Annotated in this window: 16 protein-coding genes; 6 read left to right on the top strand and 10 right to left on the bottom strand. The window is 68.6% G+C overall.

Annotation, left to right across the window (positions count from 1 at the left end; genetic code table 11):
* The first annotated feature begins 17 nt into the window (after positions 1-17).
* The 6 genes from RZE77_RS22290 to flgL all read left to right on the top strand — a co-directional run bounded on the left by RZE77_RS22290 (position 18) and on the right by flgL (position 10,425).
* Complete coding sequence (locus RZE77_RS22290; protein WP_319439314.1) at positions 18-1,748, top strand: methyl-accepting chemotaxis protein; 1,731 nt, start codon at positions 18-20, stop codon at positions 1,746-1,748.
* A gap of 31 nt (positions 1,749-1,779) precedes the next feature.
* Positions 1,780-3,831, top strand: coding sequence for a methyl-accepting chemotaxis protein (locus RZE77_RS22285; protein WP_319439313.1), 2,052 nt, complete (start codon positions 1,780-1,782; stop codon positions 3,829-3,831).
* 38 nt (positions 3,832-3,869) lie between these two features.
* Positions 3,870-5,516: a methyl-accepting chemotaxis protein gene (locus tag RZE77_RS22280; RefSeq protein ID WP_319439312.1), complete on the top strand. Its 1,647-nt coding sequence runs from the start codon at positions 3,870-3,872 to the stop codon at positions 5,514-5,516.
* A 32-nt stretch (positions 5,517-5,548) separates the two neighbouring features.
* A complete protein-coding gene (locus tag RZE77_RS22275; protein ID WP_319439311.1) occupies positions 5,549-7,108 on the top strand; it encodes a methyl-accepting chemotaxis protein in 1,560 nt (519 codons plus the stop codon).
* 109 nt (positions 7,109-7,217) lie between these two features.
* Positions 7,218-9,176 carry a flagellar hook-associated protein FlgK gene (gene flgK / locus RZE77_RS22270; RefSeq protein WP_319439310.1) on the top strand — a complete coding sequence of 653 codons (1,959 nt, stop codon included), beginning with the start codon at positions 7,218-7,220 and terminating at the stop codon, positions 9,174-9,176.
* Between the two features lie 40 nt (positions 9,177-9,216).
* A complete protein-coding gene (gene flgL, locus RZE77_RS22265) occupies positions 9,217-10,425 on the top strand; it encodes a flagellar hook-associated protein FlgL (RefSeq protein ID WP_319439309.1) in 1,209 nt (402 codons plus the stop codon).
* A 19-nt stretch (positions 10,426-10,444) separates the two neighbouring features.
* Here the strand turns inward: flgL and fliR are convergent, their stop codons facing one another.
* From fliR to fliI, 10 genes are all read right to left on the bottom strand, one after another.
* Positions 10,445-11,239: a flagellar biosynthetic protein FliR gene (gene fliR / locus RZE77_RS22260; protein ID WP_319439308.1), complete on the bottom strand. Its 795-nt coding sequence runs from the start codon at positions 11,237-11,239 to the stop codon at positions 10,445-10,447.
* 12 nt (positions 11,240-11,251) lie between these two features.
* Positions 11,252-11,521, bottom strand: a complete 270-nt coding sequence (fliQ, locus tag RZE77_RS22255) for a flagellar biosynthesis protein FliQ (protein ID WP_021008858.1) — start codon at positions 11,519-11,521, stop codon at positions 11,252-11,254.
* Positions 11,522-11,530: 9 nt separating this feature from the next.
* Positions 11,531-12,292, bottom strand: a complete 762-nt coding sequence (gene fliP / locus RZE77_RS22250) for a flagellar type III secretion system pore protein FliP (protein WP_405546342.1) — start codon at positions 12,290-12,292, stop codon at positions 11,531-11,533.
* Positions 12,289-12,774, bottom strand: coding sequence for a flagellar biosynthetic protein FliO (gene fliO / locus RZE77_RS22245; protein WP_319439307.1), 486 nt, complete (start codon positions 12,772-12,774; stop codon positions 12,289-12,291). The genes fliP and fliO overlap by 4 nt, the downstream gene beginning before the upstream one ends.
* Entirely contained in the window at positions 12,771-13,238 is a 468-nt protein-coding gene (fliN, locus tag RZE77_RS22240) for a flagellar motor switch protein FliN (RefSeq protein ID WP_015866950.1), read from the bottom strand. The genes fliO and fliN overlap by 4 nt, the downstream gene beginning before the upstream one ends.
* On the bottom strand, positions 13,231-14,232 hold the full coding sequence (gene fliM / locus RZE77_RS22235; protein WP_027730285.1) for a flagellar motor switch protein FliM: 1,002 nt from the start codon (positions 14,230-14,232) through the stop codon (positions 13,231-13,233). Before fliM ends, fliN begins: the two co-directional genes overlap by 8 nt.
* Before the next feature lie 21 nt (positions 14,233-14,253).
* Positions 14,254-14,679 carry a flagellar basal body-associated protein FliL gene (gene fliL, locus RZE77_RS22230; RefSeq protein WP_319439306.1) on the bottom strand — a complete coding sequence of 142 codons (426 nt, stop codon included), beginning with the start codon at positions 14,677-14,679 and terminating at the stop codon, positions 14,254-14,256.
* A gap of 179 nt (positions 14,680-14,858) precedes the next feature.
* A complete protein-coding gene (locus tag RZE77_RS22225; protein ID WP_319439305.1) occupies positions 14,859-16,214 on the bottom strand; it encodes a flagellar hook-length control protein FliK in 1,356 nt (451 codons plus the stop codon).
* 5 nt (positions 16,215-16,219) lie between these two features.
* Positions 16,220-16,675 carry a flagellar export protein FliJ gene (gene fliJ, locus RZE77_RS22220; RefSeq protein WP_319427447.1) on the bottom strand — a complete coding sequence of 152 codons (456 nt, stop codon included), beginning with the start codon at positions 16,673-16,675 and terminating at the stop codon, positions 16,220-16,222.
* A gap of 26 nt (positions 16,676-16,701) precedes the next feature.
* Positions 16,702-18,138 carry a flagellar protein export ATPase FliI gene (fliI, locus tag RZE77_RS22215; protein ID WP_319427446.1) on the bottom strand — a complete coding sequence of 479 codons (1,437 nt, stop codon included), beginning with the start codon at positions 18,136-18,138 and terminating at the stop codon, positions 16,702-16,704.
* Position 18,139 lies beyond the last annotated feature (1 nt).

Genomic DNA, 18,139 nt, shown 5'->3' with positions numbered 1-18,139 from the left:
CGCAGGAGAAAAGAAAAATGAAATGGTTCCTGGAGCTTCGTGTCGCCGCCAAGCTGGTTCTCAGCTTTCTCGTGGTCGCGGCGGTGGGTGCCGCGGTCGGCGGGCTCGGCATCTTCCACATGGGGCGCATCAACGCCTCGACTGAAAACCTCTACAGCCACGACCTGCGCGCGATGAAGGCCGTGCAGGCGGCCAACATCCACTTGCTCGACGCGAGCCGCGCCCAGATGGGCCTGCTGTCGGCCGGCACCAAGGGCGAGCGCAACACCGGCTTCACGGAGTTGAAGAATGCTGTGAAGGCGCTCGAATCGAACGTGGCCGAGGTCAAGCCGCTGCTCGAAGAGACACCCGAGGGCCGGGAACTCAGCGAGCAGTACCAGCGCCTGATGCCGCCGCTGAAGAAACACCTGTTCGATTTTGTCGACCTCATCGCCAAGCAGTCGCTGGACAGTTCGCAGTTCGAAGGCAGCGTGCCGCAGGAGAGCGAGCAACTGCTCAAGGAGTCGCGCGCGCTGGAGAAAGTGCTTCAGCGCATGGTGGCCTACAGCGACCAGCAGGCCAGGGACAGCATGGAGGACGCCGCACGCACCTTCAAGACGTCTCGGCTGCTGATGGTGCTGATGGCGCTGGCCGGTATCGCCATCAGCGTGGGGCTCGGCGTGGTGGTGGCGCGGCTGCTCGCGCGGCAACTGGGCGGCGAGCCCGGCTATGCCGCCGACGTGGTCGGCCGCATCGCGAACGGCGACCTGAGCGAAAGCGTGCAGGCCCGCTCGGCCCGTGCCGGCAGCCTCTTGTTCTCGATCAAGCGCATGCAGGACCAGCTGACCGAAGTCGTGGTGCGGATCAAGACATCGAGCGATGCGATCGCCACGGCCTCGGGCCAGATTGCCGCGGGCAACCAGGATCTTTCTTCGCGCACCGAGGAGCAGGCCAGCTCGCTGGAGCAGACCGCGGCGTCGATGGAAGAGCTCACCTCCACGGTGAAGCAGAACGCGGACAACGCACGGCAAGCCAACCAGCTCGCGCTCTCGGCCTCCGAAGTGGCCGTCAAGGGCGGCAACGTTGTGGGCCAGGTGGTCGACACCATGGCGTCGATCAACGCCTCCTCGAAAAAGATCGTCGACATCATCGGCGTGATCGACGGCATCGCGTTCCAGACCAACATCCTGGCCTTGAATGCGGCGGTGGAAGCCGCAAGAGCCGGCGAGCAGGGCCGCGGCTTCGCAGTCGTCGCCTCCGAAGTGCGCAATCTCGCCCAGCGCTCGGGCGCAGCGGCCAAGGAAATCAAGGGCCTGATCGACGATTCGGTCGGCAAGGTCGACCAGGGCAGCGCACTGGTCGGCGAAGCCGGCAAGACCATGGCCGAGATCGTGGGCAGCGTGAAGCGCGTGACCGACATCATCGGAGAGATCACGGCCGCGAGCCAGGAGCAGAGCACGGGCATCGAGCAGGTGAACCAGGCGATCGCGAAGATGGACCAGGTGACGCAGCAGAACGCGGCGCTGGTCGAAGAAGCCGCCGCGGCGGCGCAATCGATGCAGGAGCAGGCCGCGAGCCTCGTGGAGGCCGTGAGCGTGTTCAGGCTCGAAGGCGGGGCGCAAACCCTCCATGCGCAAGCACCGCGCACGCCCGACGCGCCGGCCCGGCCGCTCGCGAAGCCGCGCAAGAAGGAAGCCATGGCCTCCGCCGCGCCGCTGACCCTGGCCGGCGGCGCCGCGGCTGCCGTGGGCGACTGGACCGAGTTCTAGACCCACCCACCCCCCACAGGAGAGAACCCTGATGAAAGCCGCAGCCACGGACTCGTCCCAGCCAACGCGCCCCTTCGTCTCGCTGGCGCGCACGCTCACCGTCAGGGCCGCCTTCGCCATCCTTCTGATGACGGCGCTCCTGCTCGCGGCGTTCTATGCGATCGGCTCCGCGCAGCAGCAGCGCAGTGCCGCGCAATACGCCAATGCCAAGGCCGAAGCGATTGCGCGGTCGCTCGACATCTTCGACCGCACCATGCAGCTGACCGCGGAGAACGCGTACGGCGTCTTCCGGCGCCAGTTCGCGGCCACCTTCGCTGTCGAAGATGCGGCCCAAGGCATCGTGAGCAGCTACGGCACGCCGATCAATGGCGCGAGCACGAGCGAGGTGGACGCCTTCGCGCGGGATTTCCCCGGCGCCAACGCCACGGTGTTCGTGGCGCAGGGCGAAGACTTCCGCCGCATCACGACCTCGGTCAAGAAGGAGAACGGCGAGCGCGCCATCGGAACGCTGCTCGACCGCAAGAGCGCCGCGTATCCGGTGCTGCGCTCGGGCAAGAAGTTCGTCGGCCGCGTCATGCTGTTCGGGCGCCCCTTCATGACGGTCTACGAGCCGGTGCGCGATGCCGCGGGCCAGGTCGTCGCGGTGCTCTACATCGGCCTGGACATCTCGCAGCAGCAGGCCTCCTTCGGCGAAGCGGTGGGCCAGAGCCGGATCTTCGACACGGGCGGGCTCTACATCGTCAACCCGGGCGCAGACCCCGCCGCCGCCACGCTCGTCTTTCATCCATCGGCGGCCGGCAAGAAGCTGTCCGAGGTTCTGCAGGGCGCAGATCCGGCAGGGTGGCTTGCACGCCTGAAGGGCGAGGACGCCGCGTGGATCGACGATGCACCCGCGGTGCTCCTGCCGGTGCAGGCGGCGCAACCGGGGCAGCGCTATGCGTCCGTGAGCAGGAGCGATGCGACCGGCTGGCTGGTGGTGGCGGAGATTCCCGCCTCGGAAGTGATGGCCGAGCTCTACCGCGAGATGAGCCTGCTCGGCGGCTTCATGGCGCTGGCCGCGCTGCTGCTGGGCGCGGCGCTGATCGTCTTCATCCGGCGCATGGTGCGGCCGCTTCGCGTACTGAGCGAGCATGTGCAGGCCATCGGCCAGGGGGACCTGTCCCGGCCGCTGTCGTCCGACCGCCGCGACGAGATCGGCGTGATCACGCGGGCCGTCGAATCGATGCGCGGCGGCCTCGCCAAGGTGGTGAGCGGCGTGCGCCAGGGCACCGATGCCATCGCCACGGCTTCGGGCCAGATTGCCGCGGGCAACCAGGATCTTTCATCGCGCACCGAGGAGCAGGCCAGCTCGCTGGAGCAGACCGCGGCTTCGATGGAAGAACTGACCTCCACGGTGAAGCAGAACGCCGACAACGCGCGGCAAGCGAACCAGTTGGCCTTGTCTGCCTCCGAAGTGGCAGTGAAGGGTGGCAACGTCGTGGGCCAGGTGGTCGACACCATGGCGTCGATCAACGCCTCCTCGAAAAAGATCGTCGACATCATCGGCGTGATCGACGGCATCGCGTTCCAGACCAACATCCTGGCGCTCAATGCGGCAGTGGAAGCCGCAAGGGCCGGCGAGCAGGGAAGAGGCTTCGCAGTCGTCGCCTCCGAAGTGCGCAACCTCGCCCAGCGCTCGGGCGCCGCCGCCAAGGAAATCAAGGGCCTGATCGACGATTCGGTCGGCAAGGTCGACATGGGCAGCGCGCTCGTCGGCGAAGCCGGCAAGACCATGGCCGAGATCGTGGGCAGCGTCAAGCGCGTGACCGACATCATCGGAGAGATCACTGCGGCCAGCCAGGAGCAAAGCACGGGCATCGAGCAGGTGAACCAGGCCATTGCGCAGATGGACCAGGTGACGCAGCAGAACGCGGCGCTGGTCGAAGAAGCGGCGGCTGCGGCGCAGTCGATGCAGGAGCAGGCCGCGAGCCTGGTCGGGGCCGTCAGCGTGTTCAAGCTGGACGGCCCGCCGCGCCCGGCCGCAACCGCCTTGCGGCAAACCAGCCCTGTCCATTACCACGCGCCCGAGGTGGCACCCATCTGAGGCCGCGCGCCTCCTTCATTCCCATTCGGTATTCAACGATGAACTTCCTTTCCAACATGCGCATCGGGACTCGCCTGGCCATCGGCTTCGGCCTGGTTCTCGCGCTGACCCTGGTCTCGGCCGCGTTCGCCCTGGTGAACGCCCGAAGCAATGCCGAGGCCACGCGCCTGATGATGCAGAGCCCGCTCGCGAAGGAGCGGCTCATCTCCGACTGGTACGTGCTGACCTACTCGGCCATCGCGCGAACCGCGATGATTGCCCGGACCACCGACGAGACGCTTCCCGTCACCTTTGCCGATGTCATCTCCGACAGCGTCAAGAAGGGCGGAGAAACCATGGCCAAGGTCGAGGCCCTGCTGGTGACCGATCTCGAGAAGTCGACCTTCAAGTCCATCGTGGAACTGCGGGCCAAGTACCAGGCCGCCAAGGACGCGGTGCAGAAGGCCAAGGCCAGCGGCACCCCGGGCGAAGCGGAGGCGGTTTTCAAGAACACCTTCCAGCCGGCCGCCAAGGCCTATGAAAGCCGCGTGCTCGAACTGCTGGCGCTCGAGCGCAAGGCGATCGACGACATGAGCCGTGCGATCGACGAGGCCAACGAGCGAGGCTTCAACCTGCGCATCGTGTTGACGGCGCTCACGCTGCTGATCGGCGCGGCCTGCGCCTTCCTGATCGCGCGCAGCGTCACGCAGCCGCTGGGCCGCGCGGTGAAGGTGGCCGAGACGGTGGCCAGTGGCGACCTCGGCTCGGTCATCGAGGCCCACTCGCGCGACGAGACCGGCCAGCTCATGCAGGCGCTGAAGCACATGAACGAGAGCCTGGCCAAGGTGGTCGGCGAAGTGCGCCAGGGCACCGACACGATCGCGACCGCTTCGGGGCAGATCGCGGCGGGCAACCGGGACTTGTCAGCGCGCACCGAGGAGCAGGCGAGTTCGCTGGAGCAGACCGCGGCCTCGATGGAAGAACTCACGAGCACCGTCAAGCAGAACGCGGACAACGCGCGACAGGCCAACCAGCTCGCGCTCTCGGCTTCCGAAGTGGCCGTGAAGGGCGGCGGCGTCGTGGGGCAGGTGGTCGACACCATGGCGTCGATCAATGCCTCCTCGAAAAAGATCGTCGACATCATCGGCGTGATCGACGGCATCGCATTCCAGACCAACATCCTGGCTTTGAACGCAGCCGTCGAGGCGGCAAGAGCCGGCGAACAAGGCCGCGGCTTCGCGGTCGTCGCCTCCGAAGTGCGCAACCTCGCCCAGCGTTCGGGCGCAGCGGCAAAAGAAATCAAGGGCCTGATCGACGACTCGGTCGACAAGGTCGAAGCCGGCAGCCGCCAGGTGGCCGAGGCGGGCCGCACGATGGACGAGATCGTCGACAGCGTGAAACGCGTGACCGACATCATGGGCGAGATTACCGCCGCGAGCCAGGAGCAGAGCACGGGCATCGAGCAGGTGAACCAGGCGATCGCGCAGATGGACCAGGTGACGCAGCAGAACGCGGCGTTGGTCGAAGAGGCCGCAGCCGCGGCGCAATCGATGCAGGAGCAGGCCGCGAGCCTGGTCGAGTCGGTCAGCGTGTTCAGGCTCGAGCCCGGCGCAAGAGGCGCGCGCGATCCGGCACTTGCTTCGAGCGTGCCTGGCGGCTCCCGCGCAGCCCTGGCGCTGCGGCCTGTGGAGCCAACCTTCGCCTAGAAAGAAAAAATAAATCCATCGATCTGGAATTCATGAGAGTCAATCTACCCGTTACCGCCAACGAATACCTGCTCGACGACGACGCAGCACTGGTGTCGCGCACCGACCTGAAGGGACGCATCACCTACGTCAACCCGGCCTTCGTGGCCGCCAGCGGCTACGCCGTGGCGCAGCTCATCGGCAAGCCGCACAACATGATCCGGCATCCCGACATGCCGCCCGAGGCCTTTGCCGACATGTGGGAGACCCTGAAGCAGGGGCTGCCCTGGACCGGCGTGATCAAGAACCGGCGCGAGAACGGTGACTTCTACTGGGTGCTTGCGAACGTGACGCCGATCCGCCGCAGGGGCGAGGTCGAGGGCTACATGTCGGTGCGCAGCAAGCCCGATCGTGCGGACGTGGCGCAGGCCGAGCAGCTCTATCGCAGGTTCAGGGAAGGCCAGGCGCGGGGCCTGGCGATCCGGCAGGGCGAAGTCGTCAAGCGTGGCTGGACGAGCCTCCTGGCCAGCCTGCGCCGCCTCCCGATCCGCTTGCGTGTGCTGGGCTCGACCACGGCCGCGGCCGTGTCGATGCTGGTGCTCGGCGCAGCCGGCTGGCACGGCTGGCTCGGCCCCGAGGCCTGGGCCGCCGGCTGTGCGGTTTGCACCCTGGCTTGGGCCGGCTTCGGATATTTCCTCGACCGTACGGTGTTCCGGCCCATGGACCAGGCGGTGCAGGTGGCGCAGGCCATCGCCTCCGGAGGCATTGCGAGGTTCGAGGTCCGCCCCGAGGACGAGATGCGCCACCTGCTGCGCGCGCTGAACCAGATGAGCGCGAACTTCTCGGCCATCGTGGTGGACGTGGACAGCAATGTGTCGAACGTGGTGTCGGCCTCGACCCAGATCGCGGCGGGCAACCAGAATCTGTCCTCGCGCACCGAGGAGCAGGCGAGCTCGCTCGAACAGACGGCCGCGTCGATGGAAGAGCTCACGAGCACCGTCAAGCAGAACGCCGACAACGCGCGCCAGGCCAACCAGCTGGCGGTCTCCGCCTCTGAAGTGGCGGTGCGCGGCGGCGGCGTGGTGAGCCAGGTGGTGGACACCATGGGCTCGATCAACAGCTCGTCCAAGAAGATCGTCGACATCATCGGCGTGATCGACGGCATTGCGTTCCAGACCAACATCCTCGCGCTCAATGCAGCGGTCGAAGCTGCGCGTGCAGGTGAACAAGGCCGCGGCTTCGCGGTCGTCGCCTCCGAAGTGCGCAACCTCGCCCAGCGCTCGGGCGCAGCGGCAAAAGAAATCAAGGGCCTGATCGACGACTCGGTCGACAAGGTCGAAGCCGGCAGCCGCCAGGTGGCCGAGGCGGGCCGCACGATGGACGAGATCGTGGACAGCGTCAAGCGCGTGACCGACATCATGGGCGAGATCACCGCTGCCAGCCAGGAGCAGAGCACCGGTATCGAGCAGGTGAACCAGGCGATCGCGCAGATGGACCAGGTGACGCAGCAGAACGCGGCGCTGGTCGAAGAGGCAGCCGCTGCGGCGCAGTCGATGCAGGAGCAGGCCGCGAGCCTGGTCGAGTCGGTCAGCGTGTTCAGGCGCGCCGCCTGAAATGTTCCACCGGGGACTTCATTTTCCGCGCCGCCTGCCGATAGACAGGAAGCAGGCATCGCAAGCGATGCCCGGTGCCAACAAAGAAACGTTTTACAGGTAAAGCCTCATGTCGATGTTCCAAACGGGCCTGTCCGGCCTGAGCGTCGCGCGATCCGCGCTCATGACGACGGCCCACAACACGGCCAACGTGTACACCGCCGGCTACAGCCGCCAGACCGCGCTGGTGTCGTCGAACGGCGGCACGACGACCGGTGCGGGGTTCATCGGGAACGGCGCGCGCGTCACCACGGTGCAGCGCAGCTACGACAGCTATCTCACGGCCCAGCTCAACGGCGCCGAAGCCGCGGGCGCGGCGCTCGCCAGCTACGGATCGCAGATCAACCGCATCGACTCGCTGCTGGCCGACAAGACCGCGGGCCTCACGCCGCTGATGCAGAGCTTCTTCGCCAGCGTGCAGGGCGTGGCCAACACGCCGGCCGACCCGGCGGCGCGCCAGCAGCTCATCAGCGCGGCGCAGACGCTGGCCAACAAGTTCCGCTCCACCGACCAGTACCTCACGGACCTGAACAGTTCGGTCAACGACCAGATCGAAGGCAGCACCGAACAGATCAACACCTATGCCACGCAGATCGCGAGCCTGAACCAGCAGATCAGCCAGCTCGGTGCCATGGCCGGCGGCCAGCCGCCCAACGACCTGATGGACCAGCGCGACCAGCTGGTGAGCGAGCTCGGCAAGATCGTGGGCGTGAAGGTGCTGGAGCAGGACAGCGGCCAGTACAACGTCTTCATCGGCAACGGCCAGACGCTGGTGCTGGGCGACCGCGCCGCGCAGCTGCAGGCCGTTTCGTCCGCCGCCGATCCCACCCGCAAGGCGGTGGCGCTGGTCGGCCTCACCGGCACGGTGTCCGAGCTCAACGACGACGTGCTCGGCGGCGGATCGCTGGGCGGCCTCTTGGCCTTCCGCGCCGAGACGCTCACCAGCACGCAGAACGCCGTCGGACGCCTGGCCATGGCGCTGGGCAGCGAGTTCAACGACCAGCACAAGCTGGGCGTCGACCTGAACGGCGTGCTGGGCACCGACTTCTTCTCGCAAGCCGCGCCGGGCGTGTTTTCCAATGCGCGCAACGCGGGTGACATGGTGCTTGGCGCCAGCGTGGCCGATACCTCGCAGCTCACGACCAGCGACTATTCGGTGCAGGTGAAGGACGTGGCGGGCACGCTCACCTACAGCGTCACGCGGCTGTCGGACAAGCGGTCGATGGGCGACTTCACCAGCTTCCCCGCCAGCTTCGACGGCGTGAGCCTCGCGGTGGCCAGCGGCACCGCGCAGGCGGGCGACTCCTTCCTGGTGCAGCCGACGCGCACCGGCGCGCGCGACATGGACGTGCTGGTGCGCGACACGGCCAAGGTGGCCGCCGCGTCGCCGCTGGCCACGGGCAAGGCGGTGGGCAACAAGGGCACCGGCGCGCTGAGCCCGGCCGTGGTCGACGCGGCCTACCTGGCCACGCCGCTGGCCGGGGCGGTCACGCTTGCCTACGATGCGACGGCCAACACGCTGTCGGGATTTCCGGCGACGTCTGCAGTCACGGTGACGCTGGCCGACGGCACATCGACCAACTATGCCGCCGGCACGGCCGTGCCCTACACCGCGGGCGCGTCCATCCGCTTCGACGGCATCGAGGTCAAGCTCAGCGGCGCGCCCGCCGAGGGCGACACCTTCACCATCGGCAAGAACGCGGGCGGCGTGTCCGACGGCAGCAACGCGCTGCTGCTCGGCGCGCTGCAGCGCAAGACCGCGATGGACGGCGGCACCTCCACCTTCAATGGCGCCTTCGCCAAGCTGGTGAGCGAGGTGGGCAACCGCGCCATGGAGATCCGCGTTGCAGAGAAGACGCAGGAAAGCGTGACGGGCCAGATCCGCGCGAGCCGCGACTCGATCTCCGGCGTGAACCAGGACGAGGAAACCGCCAACCTGCTGATGTACCAGCAGATGTACCAGGCCAATGCCAAGGTGATCCAGACCGCATCGACCATGTTCGACGCGATCCTCGGCATCCGCGGCTGAGCCGGCCGCATTTTTCCAAAGAAGAACTTCAGGAATCGCGATGCGCATCAGCACCCAATCCTTCTACGCCCAGAGCATGAACTCGCTGGGTTCGCAGCAGCAGCAGCTGTTCCGCATCCAGCAGCAGCTCGCTGCTGGCACCAAGTTCCTGACGGCCGCCGACGATCCGGTGGCCGCCGCGCGCGCGCTGGGCGTGAGCCAGTCGATGGCGGAGTCGGCGCAGTACGCCACCAGCCGCAGCCGCGCGATGCTCTCGCTCTCGCAGGAAGAGACCGCGCTCAAGTCGGCCACCTCGATCATGCAGAACATGAAGACGCTCGCGGTGCAGGCGGGCAACGGCACGCTGTCGGATGCCGACCGCGCCTCGCTGGCCACCACGCTGCAGGGCAACCTGGACCAGCTCGTGAACGTGGCCAATGCCGACGACGGCAACGGCCAGTTCCTGTTCGCCGGCTTCAAGAGCGCGAGCCAGCCCTTCGTGGCGGAGGCCGGCGGCGTCCAGTACATGGGCGACCAGGGCCAGCGGCTGATGCAGATCGACGTGTCGCGCCAGATGTCGACCACGGACGACGGGCGCAGCGTGTTCCAGTCGGTGCAGGGCGGCGCGGGCTACGTGAGCTCGGCGGGCGCGGGCAACACCGGCTCCGGCGTCTTCGGCTCGGTGGGCGTGACCGACGCGGGCGCGGCCAACTACGGCAAGGACTTCGTGATCAGCTTCAGCGGCGGCAACTACACGGTCGCCACGCAGGACACGCCGCCCGTGGTGGCCGCATCGGGCGCCTACGTGCCGGGCGCGGCCATCTCGTTCGGCGGCCTGCAGATCACCATGAGCGGCGCACCGGCCGACGGCGACACCTTCCAGGTGGCCACCGCGCGCAATGCGGGCACCGACGTGTTCGCCGCCATCGGCGAGCTGGTCACCGCGCTCAGGCAGCCGCTGGCCGGCAACGGCGACGCCGCGAAGGCCGACCTGCTCAACGCGCTGAGCACCTTCAACGTCAAGATCACCAATGCGCACGACAACGTGCTCACGGTCATGTCGTCGGTCGGCTCGCGCATGAACGAACTCGATGCGCTCAACACCAGCGGCGCCTCGCGCGGCCTGATCGACAAGGCCTACCTCTCGGAGCTGGTGGACCTGGACCCGGCCAGCGCCATCTCGGAGTACCTGCAGCGCGAAACCTCGCTCAAGGCCACGCAGCAGACCTTCGCGCGGCTGCACAGCATTGCGCTGTTCAACTACCTGTGAATGCGAACGGGCGCGCGGCTCAGGGCCGCAGCGCCTGCGTCAGTTCGAGCACCGAAGACAGCGCGGCGGCAAAGCGCGGCTCCAGGAAGGCGCCGAGCTGCGGCATCAGCAGCTGCAGCATGCCGATGCCCGCCAGCAGCGTGAGCGGAAAGCCCACCGCGAAGATGCTGAACTGCGGCGAGGCCCGGTTCAGGATGCCCATGGCGAGGTTGAGCGTGAGCAGCGCGGTCACCAGCGGCAGCGCCAGCATCAGGCCGTTGGCAAAGATGCGGCCGCCGCCGGACACCAGCAGCATCCAGCCCTGCGCGGCCAGCGGCGCATCGGCAATGGGCAGCGTGTGGAAGCTCTCGGCCAGCGCGGCCAGCATCAGCAGATGGCCGTCCACCGCCAGGAAAAGAAGAATGGCCAGCATGTGCATGAGCCGCGCGACCACCATGGTGGCGCCGCCGGCCATGGGGTCGAAGAAGGACGCGAACGACAGGCCCATCTGCAGGCCGATGTACTCGCCCGCGGCCAGCACGGCGGCAAACACCATGCGCATCGTGAAGCCGATGGCGCCGCCGATGAGCACCTGCTGCACGAGGATCCACACACCGCCCGCGGAGACCACCGGCACCGCGGGCATCGGACCGAGCGTGGGCGCAAGGGCCACGGCCAGCAGCGCGGCAACGGCCACCTTGGTCTGGCGCGCGACGCCGGGCTCGCCGAACACCGGCGCGGTGCTCACCAGCGCCAGCATGCGGACGAAGGGCCACAGGAAGGCCGTCAGCCAGGCGGTCAGCTCCGCCGAAGTGACGGAGAAGATGGCGGGCATGTCAGCGCGCGCTCAAGCGACCAGCTGCGGGATGCTCGAGAACAGCGTGCGGATGTAGTCGAGCATCTGCGCCAGCATCCAGGGGCCGGCGAGCACCAGCACCGCGAACACCGCCAGCAGCTTGGGAATGAAGGACAGCGTGGCTTCGTTGATCTGCGTGGCGGCCTGGAAGATGCTGATGATCAGGCCCACGACCAGCGCCACCAGCAGCATGGGCGCGCCCAGCAGCAGCGAGACGTGGATGGCCTGGCTGCCCAGGGACATGACGGATTCGGGTGTCATTGCGCGCCTCTAAAGATAAAAGCTCTGGGCCAGTGCGCCGATCAGCAGCTGCCAGCCATCGGCCATGACGAACAGCATCAGCTTGAAGGGCAGCGCGATGGAGGCGGGCGGCACCATCATCATGCCCATCGACATCAGCACGCTGGCCACCACCAGGTCGATGATCAAAAACGGAATGAAGATGGTGAAGCCGATCTGGAACGCGGTCTTCAGCTCGCTGATCACGAACGATGGCAGCAGGATACGCAGCGGCACTTCCTCCGGCCCCTGCATGTCGGGGATCTTCGCCAGCCTGGCGAACAGGGCCAGGTCGTTCTCGCGCGTCTGCTTCAGCATGAAGGACTTGAAGGGCGCAATGCCTTTCTCGAGCGCCTTCTCGGCCGTGATCTTGTTTTCGGAGAAAGGCTTGTAGGCCTCGTCGTGGACCTTGTCGAACACCGGCGCCATCACGAAGAAGGTCAGGAACAGCGAAAGGCCCACCAGGATCTGGTTGGGCGGCGACGACTGCGTGCCGATGGCCGTGCGCAGCAAGCCCAGCACGATGAGGATGCGCGTGAAGCTGGTCATGCTCAGCAGCAGCGCCGGCAGGAAGCTGAGCGAGGTCAGCATCACCAGCGTCTGCACGCTAAGCGACCAGGTCTGGCTGCCGCCCGGGCCGGGCGTGCTGGTGAGGCCGGGCAGGCCCTGCGTCCATGCCGCCGTCGGCAGCGCCAGGGCGAGCAGCATCAGCGCGAAGCCGGCAAGGCTTCGTTGGCGGGCGATGCGCGTCATGGGTGAGGCCGCTGCGCCAGGCCGAGGGAGTCGCGCAGCTTCTGGGCGAACAGGCCCGCCGCGCCGGCCAGGCGGGCATCAAGCATTGCGCTGGCCGGCGGCGCCGCGGGCAGCGCCTGCGCCGGCAGCGAATGCAGCGCATTGACGCGGCCGGCCGCGACGCCCAGCACCAGCCAGGTGCCGCCGACCTCGACCACGACCACGCGCTCGCGCTGGCCGACCATGGTGCTGGAGACCACCTTCACCGATTGGCCACCGCCCAGGCGCTGCAGGCCGAAGCGGCGCGCGGCCCAGGCGCACAGGAAGATCAGGCCCAGCACCGCGAACATGCCGAAGCCGGCCTGCAGCAGGCTGGAGGCGCCGACCGCCGGCGCGGCCTCCACGGGCGAGGGCACGGTCGGCAGCGCCGCGCGCGCTGCAAGGCAGGCCGCGGCCGCGATCGAAGCCGCGGCCTGCCGCAGCCGACGGGCGAACAGGTTCATGACCGGCCGAGCTTCTGCATGCGCTCGGAGGGCGTGACGATGTCGGTCAGGCGGATGCCGTACTTCTCGTTGACCACCACCACTTCGCCCTGCGCGATCAGGTAGCCGTTGATCAGCACGTCCAGCGGCTGGCCGGCCAGGCCGTCGAGCTCGACCACCGAGCCCTGCGAAAGCTGCAGCAGGCTCTTGATGGTGATGCGGGTGCGGCCGAGCTCGGCCGTCAGCTGCACCGGCACGTCGAGGATGCGTTCCACGTCCACGGGCGAGCCGGCGCCGGTCGCCATGGCCTGCAGCGGCTGGAACACGCGGCTGCCCGCGGGCGCGGCAGCAGGTGCGGGAGCGGGAGCGATCGCCGGCGGGGCGGCAGGGGCGAAGGCGGGGGCAGGCGCGGAGGCCGCGGTCTGCTCGGCCAGCGCGCTGGCCCAGTCGTCCGCATCGCTGGTGGACGGGGTGTTGTCAGTCATGGTCGTTCTTCGGATCGCTGTCTTGGTGGGAGATCATCTGCAGCACGCGCAGGGCATAGCGTTCGTTCGAAACGCCGTAGCCGCATTCCATGACCGGAATGCCGTCCACGCGCGCGGTGATCGATGTCGGAAGCTCGATGGGCAGCACGTCGCCCACCTGCAGCTTGAGCACCTCGCCGATGGTCGAGGGCAGCGTGATGAATTCGGCGCTGAGCTCCACGTCGGCGCTCTGCATCTGCTGGGACATCTGGCGCACCCAGCGCTTGTCGACCTCGATCTCGTCCTGCACCGGGTTGGACAGCAGGTCGCGGATCGGCTCGATCATCGAATAGGGAATGCACACGTGCAGGAAGCCGCCCACCGGGCCGAACTCGATCTGCAGCGTGGTGTTGATCACCACCTCGTTGGGCGCGACGATGTTGGCGAGCTTGCCGTGCATCTCGGCACGCACGTAGTCGAAGCTCAGCGGGAACACCGGCTGCCAGGCGTCGGCATAGCACTGCAGCGTGAGGTTCAGGAGCCGCTTGATGATGCGCTGCTCGGTGCGCGTGAAGTCGCGCCCCTCGACACGCACGTGGTAGCGCCCGTCGCTGCCGAACAGGTTGTCGACCACCAGGAACACCAGCTTCGGATCGAACACGAACAGCGCGGTGCCGCGCAGCGGCTTCATGTGCAGCATGTTGATGTTGGCCGGCACCGGCAGGTGGCGCACGAACTCGCCGTACTGCTGGATGTGCACCGGCCCGACCGAGATGTCGGGGCTGCGCCGCATGAAGTTCAGCAGCGAGCTGCGCAGGTGGCGGGCAAAGCGCTCGTTGATGACCTCCAGCGTGTGCATGCGGCTGCGCACCACGCGGTCGGGCGCACCCAGGTCGTACACCGGCAGGCCGTCCGTGCGGGCGGCGGCGCCATCGCTCTGCTCGGGCGCGCCGCCGGTGACGCCCTGCAGCAGCGCGTCGACCTCGTCCTGGGAGAGCACTTGTTCGTAGGCCATGGATCGGCGGTCCGGAAAAGGTTACTGCACCACGAAGGTGTTGAAGGACACGCTGGCGATCTCCTGCGGCGGCAGGCCGGCGCCCAGCGGGCGGCTCAGCTCGACGCGGATCTCCTCGGCCAGGCGGGCCTTGTCCGCGGTCGTCACCAGCGACTCGGGCGGGCGGTTCGACAGCAGCAGCAGCACCCGGCTGCGGATCTCGGGCATGAATTCGACGATGCGCGCCTTGGCCTGCTCGTCGCGCACCTTGAGGGCCATGCCCACGTGCAGGAAGCGTCCGCGGCCTTCGGACTGCACGTTGACGGTGAGCGGCTCCAGGGTCACGAAGATCGGCTTCTCCGGCACCGGTGCAGCGGCAGCGGCGGGCTGGTCCGATGCGCGCTGGACCAGCAGGAAATAGCCGCCGGCGGCGGCCAGCGCGCCAACCAGCACGACGATCAGGAGCACGATCCACAGCTTCGATGAACGTGCGGGGGCAGGGGGAACGGGGGCGAGTGCGACAGGGGGACTGGTAGCCATATGGGTGCTGCGAAGCGAATCGGTTTCGGACTATTCTTTGCCAGGTGAACGGCAGGCGAAGGGCTGATCAAGCGCGGGAAAAGGCCTCAGATCCCGCGTTCACGATCTCATGCGAAGGTGTCGACGCCGGCACTGGGCCTGCGAAGCGCAGCAGGCGCCGGCATGCTGCGCAGCGGCTCGGTGGTGGCAATGGCTTGCACGCGGCTGGCGCCCGGATAGTCGGCCTGCCGCGGCGATCCCTGCTGCTGGGGCTGCTGGCCGAAGGCGCCGCCCTGGCCGGCCGAGGGATGCGATTCCGCGCCGACCGAGGCCTGGCCCAGGCTGATGCCGTGGTCGGCAAGGCTCGTGCGCAATTGCGGCAACGCCACTTCGAGCGCCTTGCGCACGCTCTCGTGGGCCGAGGCGAACATCGCCTGCGCCTGGTTGTCGCCCATGGTGAGCGTGACCTTGAGCGGGCCGAGGCCGGCCGGGTTCAGGTTCAGCTCGGCCACCTGGTAGCCCGCGGCGGTCATGCGCAGCACCTGGTGGCCGATGGCCTTGCCCCAGGCGGCCGAGCCGACGGACGGCTCCACGCTGAGGATGGGCGTGTGCGGCGAGGCCGGCGGCACGTTCGTGCGTGCGGCGGCGGCCGCGGCCGGCGTGAACGGCATCGAGGCGGGCACGCTGGTGGAGGCGGGCGCCGCGTCGGATGCGGCGGCCAGGTCGGCGGTCTTGTCGGCGGAGATCATGGCGGTGGCCGGTGCCGAGTCGGTGTCGGCATCGGCGGAGAGGGAGGCGGCGGATGTACCGCGTGGTTCGGTGACGGCGGCTGCGGCAGCCGCGGCGGTGTCGGCGGCTTCGGGTGCTGCAGCATCGGCAGCCGGTGTTGCAGACGGGCCCGTGCCAGCAGAGGCCGGCGCCGGCGCAGCGGCTGTGGCCTGCAGGGCGGCGCGTGCCTCCGCCGGCTGCGCGGCGTCCGAGGCCACAGCAGGGGCGCCGCCATCTGCCGGCTTCGCCTGCGCAGTCGTTTCGCTTTCGGCATCCGCCGCGATGGCCGTCTTGCCTGCCGCAGCGTCCGCGGTCTCTCCAGCCAGCGTGTCGACCGGCGCATCGCCCGGCACCAGGGCCTGGATGCCATCGGGCGCCGACGCCGCCGCGGGCGCACCGGCGGCCAGTGCAGCGGTGGCGGCGGTTGGCGGCGCCACCAGCGGCGCGAAGAAGGACATCGGCAACAGCTCGGCGGGAAGTTCGTCCTTGCGATCGCCGGCGCGCGAGGCCTTCCGGCGGTGCGTGGTTTCGAGCGCGGACGATTCGGCCTCTTCGGGCGCCTGCGCTGCACCCGCGTTGCGCGAGCGGGCCAGCGCCGCATCGAAGCTGCGGCCGCCGGGCTCCTCGGCGTTGCGGCCGCGTGCACCGGTGGCCGCGGAAGAAGCCGCGGAGGCAGCCGCGTTCGGGCTGAAGGAAGGGGCAATAGGAGAAGGCATGTGCGTCAGGGTGTCGGTTGGGAGGCGCGGTCGAAGAACTTGCGTGCCGTGCGTTCGTCGCTGTCGCGCTGCTCGCGCCGCGCGCCGACCACGAGTTCCTGCCGCCGCGCGCGTTCGGCCAGCGCGTCGAAGGAGTTGAGGCGCCGCTTGTGCTGCTGCCATTCGATGCGGCCATGGTCGAGCCGGCTGGCCGCCTGTGCGGCGATGGCCTGCTGCTGCTGGATGGCGCCGTCGAGCGTGCCGAGGAAATTGCGGTAGTTGTGCCACTGGGCCGAGGGCAGTCCGTTCTCCATCAGCACCTGCAGCTGGTCGCTGTAGTCCTGGCGGTATTGCAGCAGCAGCTCCAGCTTCTGGTGGGCGCTGACCTGTGCGTTCTGCAGCAGGCCGAGCTGCCGCGCGGCATCGTCGGTCCGGGTGCGGGCGAGGTCGGTGAGCGTGTCGAGCGGAAGCTTGTGCGGCATGGCAACTCCTGTGGAAGGGGAATGGATCAGGCGGATTCGAAGAGGCTGCCCATGCGCTCGATGGACGCGGCGTAGTCGCAGCGCTCGTGCATCGATTGCTGCAGGAAGGCCTCGATGCGCGGATAGAGCGCAATGGCCTGGTCGAGCTGCGGGTCGTGGCCGGCCGCATAGGCGCCGACGCTGATGAGGTCGCGGTTGCGCTGGTAGCGCGAGAGCGCCTGCTTGAAGCGCCGCACGGTGTCGAACTGGGAGGGCTCGATCAGCGCCGTCATCGCGCGGCTGATGGAGGCCTCGATGTCGATCGCCGGGTAGTGGCCGGCCTCGGCCAGCGTGCGCGACAGCACCACGTGGCCGTCGAGGATGGCGCGCGCCGAATCGGCGATCGGGTCCTGCTGGTCGTCGCCTTCGGACAGCACGGTGTAGAAGGCCGTGATCGAGCCGCCGCGGCCGTTGGCGTCGCGCGCGCCGTTGCCGGCGCGCTCCACCAGCGCGGGCAGCTTGGCGAACACCGAGGGCGGATAGCCCTTGGTGGCCGGCGGCTCGCCCACGGCCAATGCGATCTCGCGTTGTGCCATGGCGTAACGCGTGAGCGAATCCATGATCAGCAGCACGTCGCGGCCCTGGTCGCGGAAGTACTCGGCCAGGCAGGTGGCATAGGCCGCGCCCTGCAGCCGCAGCAGCGGCGAGTTGTCGGCCGGCGCGGCCACCACCACCGAGCGTGCCAGGCCTTCCTCGCCCAGCGTGTTCTCGATGAAGTCCTTGACCTCGCGGCCGCGTTCGCCGATGAGGCCGACCACGATCACCTCGGCGCTGGTGTAGCGCGCCATCATGCCCAGCAGCACGCTCTTGCCCACGCCCGAGCCCGCGAACAGGCCCATGCGCTGGCCGCGGCCCACGGTGAGCATGGCGTTGATGGCGCGCACGCCCACGTCGAGCACCGAATCGATCGGCGCGCGCGCAAGCGGGTTGATCGGCGGCGCGCCCAGCGGCACCCGGCGGCTCACGTCGAGCGGGCCGAGCCCGTCGAGCGGCCGTCCGGCGGCATCGACCACGCGGCCGAGCATGCCTTCGCCCACCGGCAGCCGCTTGGTGTGGGCATCGCCGGAAGCGCCACCCGCAAACTGCGCGGGACCGGGCCGCGCGAACACGCGCGCACCGGGCAGCAGGCCGGCCACTTCGCTTTGCGGCATCAGGAACAGGCGGTCGCCGGCAAAGCCGACCACCTCGGCCTCGGCATGGCGCTGCGGATAGCCGGGCGGCAGCTCGATCAGGCAGTCGCTGCCGACCGGCAGCTGCAGGCCCACGGCCTCCAGCACCAGGCCGACGGCGCGCGTCAGGCGGCCCGAGGTGGCGACGGTCGCGCACAGGCCGACCTCGCCGCGGGCCTGCGCGAGCGTGCCGAGCCAGGACTTGAGGTGCGGGTTGACCGCGCCGGGCGCGGCGGTGTTGGCGGTGGCTTGCATG

Source organism: Variovorax sp. SPNA7, assembly GCF_033807855.1.
Classification (GTDB): Bacteria; Pseudomonadota; Gammaproteobacteria; order Burkholderiales; family Burkholderiaceae_C; genus Variovorax; species Variovorax beijingensis.
Note: the sequence above shows the minus strand (reverse complement) of the source record. Positions and strands in the feature narration are given on the sequence as shown.